Annotated in this window: 7 protein-coding genes and 1 pseudogene; all 8 read right to left on the reverse strand. The window is 74.3% G+C overall.

The window, feature by feature from the left end; translation table 11 throughout:
- Nucleotides 1-51: 51 nt before the first annotated feature.
- Complete coding sequence (locus BLU95_RS14870) at nucleotides 52-2,940, reverse strand: putative bifunctional diguanylate cyclase/phosphodiesterase (RefSeq protein ID WP_231978573.1); 2,889 nt, start codon at nucleotides 2,938-2,940, stop codon at nucleotides 52-54.
- Nucleotides 2,941-3,578: 638 nt separating this feature from the next.
- On the reverse strand, nucleotides 3,579-6,614 hold the full coding sequence (locus BLU95_RS14875; RefSeq protein ID WP_231978574.1) for a helix-turn-helix transcriptional regulator: 3,036 nt from the start codon (nucleotides 6,612-6,614) through the stop codon (nucleotides 3,579-3,581).
- 131 nt (nucleotides 6,615-6,745) lie between these two features.
- Complete coding sequence (locus tag BLU95_RS42265; protein ID WP_159424887.1) at nucleotides 6,746-6,907, reverse strand: hypothetical protein; 162 nt, start codon at nucleotides 6,905-6,907, stop codon at nucleotides 6,746-6,748.
- 233 nt (nucleotides 6,908-7,140) lie between these two features.
- Entirely contained in the window at nucleotides 7,141-8,649 is a 1,509-nt protein-coding gene (gatB, locus tag BLU95_RS14880; protein ID WP_093860430.1) for an Asp-tRNA(Asn)/Glu-tRNA(Gln) amidotransferase subunit GatB, read from the reverse strand.
- An 81-nt stretch (nucleotides 8,650-8,730) separates the two neighbouring features.
- Complete coding sequence (locus BLU95_RS14885) at nucleotides 8,731-8,991, reverse strand: hypothetical protein (RefSeq protein ID WP_369826134.1); 261 nt, start codon at nucleotides 8,989-8,991, stop codon at nucleotides 8,731-8,733.
- Entirely contained in the window at nucleotides 8,988-10,481 is a 1,494-nt protein-coding gene (gatA, locus tag BLU95_RS14890) for an Asp-tRNA(Asn)/Glu-tRNA(Gln) amidotransferase subunit GatA (RefSeq protein ID WP_093860431.1), read from the reverse strand. Before gatA ends, BLU95_RS14885 begins: the two co-directional genes overlap by 4 nt.
- Before the next feature lie 3 nt (nucleotides 10,482-10,484).
- Nucleotides 10,485-10,781 (reverse strand): Asp-tRNA(Asn)/Glu-tRNA(Gln) amidotransferase subunit GatC, encoded by a 297-nt coding sequence (gatC, locus tag BLU95_RS14895; protein WP_030302932.1) that lies wholly within the window; start codon nucleotides 10,779-10,781, stop codon nucleotides 10,485-10,487.
- Between the two features lie 187 nt (nucleotides 10,782-10,968).
- Nucleotides 10,969-12,621: pseudogene (locus tag BLU95_RS14900) on the reverse strand (putative bifunctional diguanylate cyclase/phosphodiesterase); the annotation flags it as partial.
- Nucleotides 12,622-12,912: the final 291 nt, after the last annotated feature.

Here is a 12,912-nt window from a genome sequence, read left to right on the forward strand (position 1 = left end):
GAGAATTCGGGTGCGCATGGCAACGACCTTCCTCCCGTCAAGGGTCGGCTGTCAAGCAGGTGGGACGGCCGTCTCGCCATGCGGACCGACTCCCGGGCCCGCCACGGCCGGGCGTTCAGGCAGGTCGGAGCCGTTGTGGTGGGGCACGGCACGCCCCGCGGCGGCCTCGCCGCGGCCACTCGTCCGGGTGTCCGCGGCCAGGAAGGCGCGCCGCGCGGGCAGCGGTCCGAGCGGCCTCGGCACCGGGTACGCACGGCGGGCCAGCTCGCGCCGGAGCCGGACCTCGTCCAGCGGCGCGGAGAACGCCGAACCCTGCACCTGGCGGCAGCCCAGCTCCTGCAGCACGGCCACCTGGCGCGGCAGGTCGACGCCCTCGGCGGCGGTGACCAGCCCGAGGTCCCGGCCGAGCCGCAGGGCGTGCCCGGCGAGCGTCCGGGCGAGCGCGGACTCGCCCAGGTCCTGGACCAGCGAGCGGTCCAGCTTGAGGGCGTCGAAGGGGAGCCGGACCAGTGTGCCGAGCGAGCCCCGGCCGGCTCCGAAGCCGGCCAGCGCGGTGCCGACGCCGAGCCGGCGCAGCGCGTCGAGCCGGCGCCCGAGCTCGTCCGCCAGGTCGTCCGGGCCGGTCCGGGCCACCTCGACGATCAGCTGGCCGCCGGGCAGTCCGCTGTCCCGCAGGGCCGCGACCACCGCCTCGTAGAGGCCGGGCGCGCAGAGCCGCTCGGCCGACAGCCGGACCGACACCGGGACCGGCGGCGGGACGGCGCGGCCCCGGGCGGGCACACCGCGGCGGAGCGCGGCGGCGGTCACCGCCTCGCGGACCAACCAGCGGGAGAACCGCGCGGCGGCGTCGCCCGGCTCGGTGGAGCGCAGGAACTCGGCGGGGGTGAGCAGCAGACCCTGCGCGGAGCGCCAGCGGGCCTGCGCCTCGACGGCGGTGACCGCCCCGGTGCCGAGGTCCACCACGGGCTGGTGGAGCAGGGTGAAGCCGCCCTCGCGGACGGCCGCGCGGAGCCGTTCGTCCAGTTCGGTGCGGCGCTCCAGGTCGGCGCGCATGGCCGGGGTGTAGAGCATCACCCGGCCCTTGCCCTCGGACTTGGCGCGGTACATCGCGAGGTCGGCGTTGCGCATCAGCTCGTCGGCGGCGGCGCGCGGGTCGGCGGCCGGACCGCGTTCCGGGGTGCCGAAGGCGATCCCGATGCTGGCGGCGACGCTGAGTTCGCTGCCGCCGATCCAGTAGGGCTCGGAGAGCGCGGCGCGCAGCCGTTCGGCGAGCTCCTGGACCTGGAGCCGGCCGAGCGGGCCGCAGACCAGGGTGGCGAACTCGTCGCCGCCGAAGCGGGCCACGGTGTCCCCGCAGCGGACGGCGCCCTGGAGCCGGCGGGCGGCCTGGACCAGCAGTTCGTCGCCGACCTGGTGGCCGGCGGTGTCGTTGACCGCCTTGAAGCCGTCCAGGTCGAGGAAGAGCACGGCGACCCCGGAGCCCGCCTCGTCCTGCGGACCGCGGGCGGCCAGGGCGGCCCGCAGCCGCTGGGTGAACAGCGCCCGGTTGGGCAGGTCGGTGAGCGGGTCGTGGAACGCGTTGTGCTGCAACTGGGCCTGCAGCATCACCCGTTCGGTGACGTCGCGGCTGTTCAGGATCAGGCCGTCGCGGTACCGGTCGACGGTCGACTCGACGTGCAGCCACTCGCCGCCGCCGGAGCCGATCCGGCACTCCACCCGGGCCGCGGGCAGCGGCTCGGCGCCCGGGTCGCGGTGGGCGACCAGCCGCCCCCGGGCCAGGAAACGGCGGACCTCCAGCAGGACCCGGTCGACGTCCTCGGGGTGGATGAGGTCGAGCAGGTTGCCGCCGACGAGTTCCTCCGGGTCGCGCCCGTAGACGCCGAGCGCGGCCGGGGAGACGTAGGAGAGCACGCCGTTGGCGCCGGCGATCATGATGACGTCGCTGGAGCCCTGCACCAGGGAGCGGAAGTGCGCCTCCTTGTGGGCGAGCTCCTGGGCCAGCGAGAGGTTGTCGAGCAGCATGATGCCCTGGCGCAGGATCAGCGCCAGGCCGACGGTGCAGGCCGCCGAGGCCACCACCCGGTCCAGCGAGCGCCCGCCGAGGGCGTTGTAGAGGATCCCGGCGGTGCAGACGGCGGCCGCGGCGTAGGGGGTGAGCGCGCTGAAGGTGGTGGCGACCCGGCGGCGGGGCATTCCGCCGAGCGCCGGGTGCTCGCGCAGCGGGCGACGCCAGCGCGGGGACCACGGGGCCCAGGCCAGCAGCAGACTGCCGGCGAACCAGCCGGCGTCCAGCAGTTCGCCGGAGTGGTAGCTGCTGCGCAGCTCGGGCGAGGTGAACAGGGCGTCGCAGAGCACGGTGACGGCGAGGCCGACCATGGCGGTGTGGACGGCGGCGCGGTTGCCGTCCCGGCCGCCGAAGCGCAGGCCGACGACCAGTGAGACGAGCAGGATGTCCAGCACCGGGTAGGCCAGGTTGAGGGCCAGCCGCATGGGGGAGCCGTCCTCGCCGGCGGCGGTCCGGCCGAGGGCGAGGCTCCAGCTGAGGGTGAACAGCGAGCCGGCCACCAGCCAGCCGTCCAGCAGCAGGCAGAGCCAGCCGGCGGCGGTGCGGGGGCGCTGGGCCAGCACCAGGACGCCGGTGATGGCCAGCGGGGCGAACAGCAGGAAGGCGTACTCGGCCAGCGAGTTGGGCGGCAGCTGGGTCCGCTCGACCAGCTCGTACCAGCCCCAGGTGCCGTTGCCGAAGGCGACCATGAGCGAGGACAGGCCGAACAGCAGCCAGGCCGGGCGGGCGTGGCCGCCCACCGTACAGCCGTAGGCGAGACAGGAGAGCGCGGCGGCGAGCGCGGCCGCCGCCAGGCCGAAGTCGCCCATGAAGACGGCGACCTGGCGCGAGCCCCAGCCGAGCGCGGCACCGAGGGCGTACGCGAGGCAGAGCACGCCGAGGACGGCGCCCGGCAGCTTGCGGCTGCAGAGCGCCCGCCGGAGCGGCCCCGGTCTCGTGCCACCGCCGGCCGGGCGGTACGGGGGCGGCCCGCCCGCGCGGGCGCCGCGCGGGGGCGGCCCCGCCTCGGCGGACCCGGTCGCGGCGGACCCGGTCGCGGCGGACCGTCTGCGGGCAGGACGGCGTCCGGCGCCTGGGGCCGTCCGGCTCCGGGCAGCACCGCGTCGGTGGAGCTCACTCGGCCTCTCCCCCTCCGGCCCGGGGCCTCGCGCCCCGGTCACGGACCACCGGCCGCGCGCCAGGTGGCCGTGCGCGGTGGCCTGGCGCCCCGGCAGGGCGGTGACCCAGGGGGCGGGGGGCCTGCCGGCCGTCCCGCCACACCGATGTTCCCGTTCGGGACCCTACACCACTCCGGTCACTCAATGACACGCACACTCAACTTAGAGTAATGGCCCGGGGGTGGGGAATTGCGTCCGGTTCCGCCGAATCGGTCCGGTTGACAGGGGCGCGCACAAGGGGGCTCACGCAGCGCGCACAGGAGCACGCGGCAGCGCCCGCCGGGCACCGGCCGTCACGGCCGCGCCCGGGGCGGGCGGCGGACGGGAACGTCCGGGGGCGAGCGGCGGACGGGCCGTCAGCCGGCGGCCGGGGCGAGGTCCTCCGGGAACAGCCGCAGCCGGTGGGCCAGCGCGGCCGCCTCGCCCCGGCCGGCCACCGCGAGCTTGCCGAGGATGTTGGACACGTGCACGCTCGCGGTCTTCGGCGAGATGTACAGTTCCTCGGCGATCTGCCGGTTGGTGCGCCCCCGGGCGAGCAATCGGAGCACGTCCCGCTCACGGGGGGTGAGGCCGAGGGATCCACCGGCCGGCAGCGCCGGAGCGGGCGCCGGGCGGTCCGCGACGAGCGGGAGCCCGGCCCGTGCGGCCAGCGCGTCGATCTCGGCCCGCAGTCCGGCGTCGGACCGGGCGGACGCCAGTTCCCGGGCCTCGCGCAGGAGTTCGGCGCCGGACTCGCGGCGTCCGGCCAGCACCTCGGCCTCGCCGGCCCGCAGCAGCGCGGCCGCCAGCGGGTACGGCAGCCCGGTCGGGCGCAGCGCCGCGACCGCGACGGCCCACTGCTCCGGGGTGTCCGCCCCCTCGGCGCGGGCCAGTTCGGCCTCCAGCAGCCGGGCCCAGCCGTGGTGCAGCGGCACGGTCGGGGTCAGCCCGGCCGCCGTCGAGGCGATCCTGGCCAGCACCGCGGCCCGGCCCCGGTCGGCCTCGGGCAGGCCCCGGCTGTCCGCCTCGGCGGCGGCACCGTCCACCAGCAGCGGATAGAGGTCGGCGAGGTAACCGCAGCGGAGGTCCTCGTCCAGGGCGGCGATCAGCTCCGCGCGGGCGTCCAACGGGCGGCCGGCCCCGACCGCGACCCGCAGCGCCAGCCGCGCGATCGGGACGGAGTGCTGGAGCTGGCCGATCCGGTTGGCCGCCCTGGCCTGCGCCAGCATCGCGGCGGCGGTGGGCAGGTCGCCGCGGAGCAGGGCGAGTTCGCCGCGCATCCGGTCCAGGAACTCGGCGTGGGTGCCGGTCACACCGATCAGGTGGCACTCGGCGAGCACCTGCTCGGCCTCGTCGATCCGCCCGAGGTCCATCAGCGCCTCGGCGAGGTTCCCGGTCAGGATGGTGCCGATGTTGCGCTGGAGGCCGTTGCCCCGGGCCGACTCCAGGCCCTCCCGGGCGAGCGCCGCCGCCTCCTCGGCCCGGCCGAGCCCGCGCTGCATCGAGGACAGGTTGTTGATGCCGCGCAGCAGGACGTCGGGGGCGCCGATCCGCCGGGTGGCCTCGACCGCGGCGGTGAGCTGGGCGACCGCGGTCTCCGGGTCGGAGTCGAGGTCGTTGCGCAGCCCGCCGAGCGTCATCAGGGCGTGCTGCTCGACCGCGTCGGCGCCCACCTCGCGGGCGATCCGGACCGCCCGCTCGGCGAGTTCGACCAGCTCGGGCCGGGGGTTGGAGAGCATCCCGCTGCCGGCGCCGAGGGCGAACACCTCGGCCTGGACGGCGGACGGCGGCAGGTGCTCGACCAGCCGGTGCGCGTACGCGATCTCCTCCTCGTCGCCGGAGCGGCGCAGGTGGCCGAGCATCCGGGCCCGGTTGATCCGGAACCAGGCGGCGCGGGCCGGGTGCTCGGTCTCGTCTACCAGCTTGAGCGCCCGCTTGGCCAGGCTCAGCCCTCGCTCGCGGTCCCCGCTGCGGCGGGCCGCGACCACCGCCTCGGCCAGCACGTCGATCAGGCAGAGCCGGTCGCAGTGCTCGTCGTGCCGCTCCACGTCGCAGGAGCAGGGCGGGTAGGTCTCGGCCCAGTCGTGCGGGCGCAGGGTGTCCGCCAGCACGTCCTCCGGGACCTCGTCCCAGAGCTCCAGGGCCCGTTCCAGCATCCGGAGCTGCTCGGCGAAGGCGTTGCGGCGGCGGGCGGCCCTGGCGGCCTCCAGGGCGGTCGGCAGGGCCCGGGCCGGGTGGTGCGCGTGGTACCAGTAGTTGGCCAGCCGGGCGGGGCGCACGTCGGAGCCGACCAGGTGCGGATCGGCCTCCAGCGCGGCGGCGAAGCGCCGGTTGATCCGGTGCCGCTCGCCCGGCAGCAGGTCGTCCGAGACCGCCTCGCGGACCAGCGCGTGCCGGAACCGGTAGCCGTCGCCGTCGGTGTCCGGGCGCAGGATGTTGGCGCCGACCGCGACCCGGAGCGAGTCGATCAGCTCCTCCTCGTCCTCCAGGACGGCGGCGAGCAGGGCGTGCTCGACGTAGGAGCCGCCCTCGGCGGCGATCCGCAGCACCCGCTGGGTCTGCTCGTCCAGCGCCTCGACCCGGACCAGCAGCATGTCCCGGAGCGAGTCGGTGAGCCCGGCCGAGCAGCCCTCGCGAAAGGCGGTGGCGAGTTCCTCGACGAAGAAGGGGTTGCCCTCGGAGCGGCGGTGGATCCGGTCGACCAGCTCCCGGTCCGGGGCGGCGGTGCCGAGGATGCCGGCCAGCTGCGCGGCCACCTCGCCGGGCCCGAACCGCTCCAGTTCGGCCCGCTGCACGGTGCGCAGCCGCTCCAGCTCGGCCAGGAACGGCCGCAGCGGGTGGCGGCGGTGCAGGTCGTCGCTGCGGTAGGTGGCGACCAGCAGCACCCGGGACCGGTGCAGGGTGCGGACCAGGTAGGCCAGCAGCTCCCGGGTGGAGCGGTCGGACCAGTGGAGGTCCTCGACGGCGAGCACGAGGGTACGGTCCGTGCCGAGCCGTTCGAACAACCTCGCGGTGTGCTCGAACAGCCGGGCTCGTCCGTACTCGTCGTTGGGTTCGCCGTCGGCCTCGCCGAAGTCCGGCAGCAGCCGGGCGAGGTGGCCCTCCATCCCGGCCGCGGCCGCCTCCAGTTCGGCGCCCAGGCTCCGGTGCAGCCGGCGCAGCGCGGTGGCCAGCGGCGCGTAGGGCAGCCCCTCGGCGCCGATCTCCAGGCAGCCGCCGACGGTGGTGACGACGCCGTCCAGGCAGGCCTGGCGGAGGAACTCCTCCAGCAGCCGGGTCTTGCCGACGCCGGCCTCGCCGCCGATCAGCACGGTCTGCGGCCGGCCGTCCCCGGCCCGGCGCACGGCATCCAGCAGGACGGTGAGTTCCGGATCGCGGCCGACGAAGACGGGACTCACCGATATCTGCTGCATGGAGGCGAGCATGCCACAGAGGTCGGCCGCGCTCCGAGGGGTTATCCCGCCCCCCGGACGCCCGGAAGGGGAGGCGCACCCCCGTGTCGCCTCCCCTTCCGGTCCCTGCTCGGCACCTCGGTGCCGGTCCGTCAGCATTCGCGCGGACGGACGGCGCGCCGCTGGAAGCGGAAGCCGACGTTCGGGCGCCGGCCGGTGCGCTTGGCTCCCTTCGCCTCGCGGACCAGACGCTCGTGCTGGGCCAGGGCCCGGAGTTCCAGTTCCTGCTGCTTGATGAGCTCGTACTCGATCACGGTGTTTCCCCTCGTGGGTTCCGGTGTCTCTCTCGTTCTGAGGTAAAGATTCCTCTCCCAGGGGGGTGGGCCGCATCGGCAGCCTGCCGGATGTTCCGGGCCCCGGCCGCCTTAGGCCGGGGGTCCCGGGTACGGCAGAGGCCCGGCCCCACCCCCCGTGGAGGGTAAGACCGGGCCTCAGGGCTCTAAGCAGCCCTTAGAGCGCCTTAGACGCCTAAGACGCCTTGGAAACCTCAGGCAGAAACGCCCAGCTTCTCCAGGATCAGATCCTTGACCCGGGCCGCGTCGGCCTGACCGCGGGTGGTCTTCATGACCGCGCCGACCAGTGCGCCGACCGCGGCGACCTTGCCGTCGCGGATCTTGGCGGCGATCGCCTCGTTCTCGGCGATGGCCTGGTCCACGGCGGCACCGAGCGCGGAGTCGTCCGAGACCACGGCCAGGCCGCGCTGCTCGACGACCGCGTCCGGCTCGCCCTCGCCGGCCAGCACGGCCTCGATGACCTGGCGGGCCAGCTTGTCGTTCAGCTTGCCCTCGGCGACCAGCGCGGCGACCCGGGCGACCTGCGCCGGGGTGATCGGCTGCTCGGCCAGCTCGGTGCCGGTCTCGTTGGCCCGACGGGCCAGCTCGCCCATCCACCACTTGCGGGCCTGGTCGGCCGGGGCGCCGGCGGCGATGGTCTCCTGGATCGGCTCGACGGCGCCGGCGTTCAGCACCGACTGCATGTCCTTGTCGGTCAGGCCCCACTCGGCCTGCAGCCGGGCCCGGCGCACCCGGGGCAGCTCGGGCAGCGCGGCCCGCAGCTCCTCCACCCAGGCGCGGGCCGGCGCGATCGGCACCAGGTCCGGCTCCGGGAAGTACCGGTAGTCCTCGGCGTTGTCCTTGATCCGGCCGGCGGTGGTGCTGCCGTCCTCCTCGTGGAAGTGCCGGGTCTCCTGGACGATCGTGCCGCCGTCGGTCAGCACCGTGGCGTGCCGCTGGATCTCGAACCGGGCGGCCCGCTCCACGCTGCGCAGCGAGTTGACGTTCTTGGTCTCCGAGCGGGTGCCGAAGGTCTCGGTGCCGTTCGGACGCAGCGACAGGTTGACGTCGCAGCGCATCTGGCCCTTATCCATCCGGGCCTCGGAGACGCCCAGCGAACGGATGACCTCGCGCAGCTCGGCGACGTACGCGCGGGCGACCTCGGGGGCGCGCTCGCCGGCGCCCTCGATCGGCTTGGTGACGATCTCGATCAGCGGGATGCCGGCCCGGTTGTAGTCCAGCAGCGAGTGGGTCGCGCCGTGGATCCGGCCGGTCGCGCCGCCGACGTGGCTGGACTTGCCGGTGTCCTCCTCCATGTGGGCGCGCTCGATCTCCACCCGGAAGGTCGAGCCGTCCTCCAGCTGCACGTCGAGGTAGCCGTTGAAGGCGATCGGCTCGTCGTACTGCGAGGTCTGGAAGTTCTTCGGCATGTCCGGGTAGAAGTAGTTCTTCCGCGCGAACCGGCACCACTCGGCGATCTCGCAGTTCAGCGCCAGGCCGATCTTGACCGCCGACTCCACGCCGACCGCGTTGACGACCGGCAGCGAGCCCGGCAGGCCCAGACAGGTCGGGCAGACCTGGCTGTTCGGCTCGGCACCCAGCTCGGTCGAGCAACCGCAGAACATCTTGGTCTTGGTGCCCAGCTCGACGTGGACCTCCAGGCCCATCACCGGGTCGAACGACGCGAGCGCGTCCTCGTAGGAGACCAGGTTCTTGACGCTCACAGCGTCCCCTTCACTAAAAAGTCTTCGGTGGTGCGGGCCCGGCCTGCACCTCGGGTGCAGGCCGGGGCCTCACGGGCTGGGTCAGCCCAGCAGGACGTCGTCGTCGCCGAGGCGACGCAGCTCACGGACCAGCAGGGCGGTGCCGGTGACCAGGGCGGCGGCGCCGACCAGGGCGTTGACCAGCTTGAGGGTGTCGCTCTCGCCGCGGGCCTTGCGGACGTCCTTGACGATGGAGACCGCGCCGAAGGCGCTGGTGCCGATGGACAGCCAGAGCCCGGGCTTGGAGTGCTTCCACCCCTTCAGCGATGCCGACTGCGCCTTGGCGTTCTCGATCTTGCTCACAGTGCCGGTGCCTCCTCCAGCAGGGTGTGCCCCCACTTGTCGTTGAGTGCGGCCTCGACGGCGCCGCCCACGCGGTACAGGCGGTCGTCCGCCATCGCGGGTGCGATGATCTGCAGGCCGACCGGGAGATTGTCCTCCGGGGCCAGGCCGACCGGCAGCGACATGGCCGCGTTGCCCGCAAGGTTGGACGGAATCGTGCAGAGGTCGGCCAGATACATCGCCATCGGGTCGTCGGCACGCTCGCCGATCGGGAAGGCGGTGGTCGGCGTGGTCGGCGAGACCAGCACGTCCACGCCCGCGAAGGCGGCGTCGAAGTCGCGGGAGATCAGCGTCCGCACCTTCTGGGCCGAGCCGTAGTAGGCGTCGTAGTAGCCCGAGGACAGCGCGTAGGTGCCCAGGATGATGCGGCGCTTCACCTCGGGGCCGAAACCGGCCTCGCGGGTCAGCGCGGTGACCTCCTCGGCCGAGCGGGAACCGTCGTCGCCGACCCGCAGGCCGTAGCGCATCGCGTCGAAGCGGGCCAGGTTGGACGAGGCCTCGCTCGGGGCGATCAGGTAGTACGCCGGCAGCGCCAGGGTGAAGGACGGGCAGGAGACCTCGACGACCTCGGCGCCCAGCTCGCGCAGCAGCTCCACGGACTCCTGGAAGCGCTGCATCACGCCGTCCTGGTAGCCCTCGCCGGAGAACTCCTTCACCACGCCGATCCGCATGCCGCGCACGTCGCGCAGCTTCGCGGCCTCGACCACGGCCGGGACCGGGGCGTCGATCGAGGTGGAGTCCAGCGGGTCGTGACCGGCGATCGCCTCATGCAGCAGCGCCGCGTCCAGCACGGTGCGGGCGCACGGGCCGCCCTGGTCCAGGCTGCTGGAGAAGGCCACCAGGCCGTAGCGCGACACCGAGCCGTAGGTCGGCTTCACGCCGACGGTGCCGGTGACGGCGCCGGGCTGGCGGATCGAGCCGCCGGTGTCGGTGCCGATCGCGAGCGGCGCCTCGAAGGCGGCAAGCGCGGCGGCCGAACCGCCGCCGGAGCCGCCGGGGATCCGGGAGAGGTCCCACGGGTTGCCGGTCGGGCCGTAGGCGGAGTTCTCGGTGGAGGAGCCCATCGCGAACTCGTCCATGTTGGTCTTGCCGAGGATCACCACACCGGCGTCCTTGAGACGCGTGGTCAGGGTGGCGTCGTACGGCGGGATCCAGCCCTCGAGGATCTTCGAACCGCAGGTGGTCGGCACGCCCTTGGTGGTGAAGACGTCCTTCAGCGCCAGCGGGACGCCGGCCAGCGGGCCCAGCTCCTCGCCCTTGGCGCGCTTCTCGTCGACGGCCCGGGCGGCACTCAGCGCGCCCTCGGTGTCGACGTGCAGGAAGGCGTTGACCTTCTTGTCGACGGCCCCGATGCGGTCCAGGTGCGCCTGGGCCACCTCGACGGCGGACACCTCGCCCTTGGCGACGGCGGCGGCGGTCTCGGCCGCGGTGTAACGGATGAGCTCGGTCATCGGTCAGTCCTCCCCGAGGATCTGGGGCACACGGAAACGCTGCTCCTCGGCGGCCGGGGCCCCGGCCAGTGCCTGGTCCGGGGTGAGCGACGGCCGGACCTCGTCCGCGCGCATGACGTTGGTCAGCGGCAGCGGGTGGGAGGTGGGCGGGACGTCCTGTCCGGCGACCTCGGAAACGCGGGCGACCGCGCCGATGATCACGTCCAGCTGCTCGGCGAAGTGGTCCAACTCTTCGGCCTGCAACTCAAGACGCGACAGCCGAGCGAGGTGGGCGACCTCCTCGCGCGTGATGCCAGGCATGCAGCGATCCTCAGGGTGAGTTCTGGTGAGGCCCGGATCCGCCTTCCGGCGGCGCCGGGCCCGGGCCGGAAGCGGCCGGTCCGGCGCTCCCGTCCTCGTGGTCTGTGGTCCCCATCCTATGGGGCACGGTGCCACCACCGGCCAACGACCGGCGGCGGGGGCCGGTCACCCTCGCCGCGCGGCACCCTCACTGCGGGCGGGTCGGCGCCCAACTCTGCTGCTTGGGCGCCTGGATCTCCAGCTTCGCCGCTTGCGCCGCCTGGATCACCGGCGGCAGGACGGGCTGGATCGCGGGCGGCAGCCGGTCGGCGCCGGAGCCGAGCCGTTCCACCGGCGGGGCGCCGGTGCGGTGCACCCGCAGCCAGGCGGTGGCCTGCTCGGCCGGCAGCGCCGCCGACACCAGCCAGCCCTGCACCGCGTCCACGCCCATGCAGTTCAGCCGCTCCCAGGTCTCGTCGTCCTCGACCCCCTCGGCGACCACGGTCAGGCCGAGCGAGTGGGCCAGCTCGACCGAGCAGCGGACCACCGCAGCGTCGTGGTCGTCGGTGGCCATCCGGGAGACGAAGGAGCGGTCGATCTTCAGCTCGCCGACCGGCAGGCTGCGCAGCCGCACCAGCGAGGAGTGGCCGGTCCCGAAGTCGTCCAGGGACATCCCGACCCCGTAGCCGCGCAGCTCCGCCAGGGTGTCGGCGGCCCGGCGGGAGTCGTCCAGCAGCAGCCGCTCGGTGATCTCCAGCTGGAGCGCGTGGGCGGGCACCTGGTGGCGGACGAGGTGGCCGGCGACCCGCTGGGCGAAGCCGGGGTTGAGCACGTCGCGTGGCGAGACGTTCACCGCGACCTGGACCTGGAGGCCCTGCTCGCGCCACTGGGCGAGCTGACCGACGGCGGCCTCCAGCACGTAGTCGGTCAGCCGGGGCATCAGCCCGCTGGACTCGGCGAGGCCCACGAACTCGTCCGGGGAGACCCGGCCCTGGCCGGGGCGCTCCCAGCGCAGCAGCGCCTCCAGGCCGACCACCCGGCCGTCGAAGGCCACCTTGGGCTGGTAGTGCAGCTGGACCTCGCCGGTCTCCAGGGCCCGCCGCAGGTCGCCCAGCAGTCCGATCCGGTACGGGGTGTCGGCGTCCTGGGCCTCGTCGTACTGCTCGACCGAGGTGCGGCCGCGCTGCGCGTGCCCCATCGCCACATCGGCGCGGCGCAGCAGCGACTCGGCGTCCTGGGCGTGTTGGGGGAAGACGCAGACGCCCGCGCTGGCCTCCAGCACCAGCAGCAGTCCGTCCAGGCGGATCGGGGCGGCGAGTTCGGCGATCAGCGCCTTGGCCACCTTCTCCAGCGAGTCCGGGCAGCCGATGCCGGGCAGCAGGACGGCGAACTCGTCGCCGCCCATCCGGGCCACCATCGGGCGGCCGCGGTAGTGCCGGGGGAGCCCGGCGAAGACGTCGTCGATGGACTCGCGGGTGGCGCTGCCGGCGGCCCCGCCGGAGCGCAGCGCCCGGTGCAGCCGGCGGGCGATGTGGACGAGCAGCCGGTCGCCGGCGGTATGACCGAGGGTGTCGTTGAGCGACCGGAAGCGATCGAGGTCGAGCAGGATCAGTCCGACGCTGTAACCCTCGGTGTGCTCGGCGATCGACTCCTGGGCGGCGAGGAGTAACGCCTGGCGGTTGGGCAGATCGGTCAGCGGGTCGGTGAGCTGGTCGCGCGCCCGGTCGCGGGCGATCCGCCAGGCCGCGACCAGGACGGCCAGCGGCACCGCGAAGAGTGGCAGCAGCTCCGCCTCGTAGCGGTAGACCAGCACGGCCAGCGGGATGAGCGGCGCGGCGCCGGCCAGCAGCACGCCGAGCAGCAGGACCGCTCCCGCCACCCCCTGCGGCGGGCGTGTGGGCGCACCGCCGGTCGTACGATCCATAAGCCCAGTCCTCCGTCGGGCCCGCCCCGTCAGGCCGCCTAGCGGTGAGGCACCGCACCGGTGCCGGCAGCCTGCCAGGCATGGATCGGCCCCGCGGAGTCCGGCTCGGCCGGTACCCCCACCCCTGCTGACACTCTGTTGCGCTCCAGGGTATGCGCGGCTTCACCCGACGGGCAGACTTTCGGACAACCGGACATACGCCACCGCGCTGGGTGCCGCACAGTGTCA

Source organism: Streptomyces sp. TLI_053, assembly GCF_900105395.1.
Lineage (GTDB): Bacteria > Actinomycetota > Actinomycetes > Streptomycetales > Streptomycetaceae > Kitasatospora.

What these genes read in the sequence shown, in the direction of transcription:
- BLU95_RS14875 (WP_231978574.1), bottom strand. Translation starts at nt 6,614, where the DNA reads ATGCAGCAGATATCGGTGAGTCCCGTCTTCGTCGGCCGCGATCCGGAA.
- gatC (WP_030302932.1), bottom strand. Translation starts at nt 10,781, where the DNA reads ATGCCTGGCATCACGCGCGAGGAGGTCGCCCACCTCGCTCGGCTGTCG.
- gatA (WP_093860431.1), bottom strand. Translation starts at nt 10,481, where the DNA reads ATGACCGAGCTCATCCGTTACACCGCGGCCGAGACCGCCGCCGCCGTC.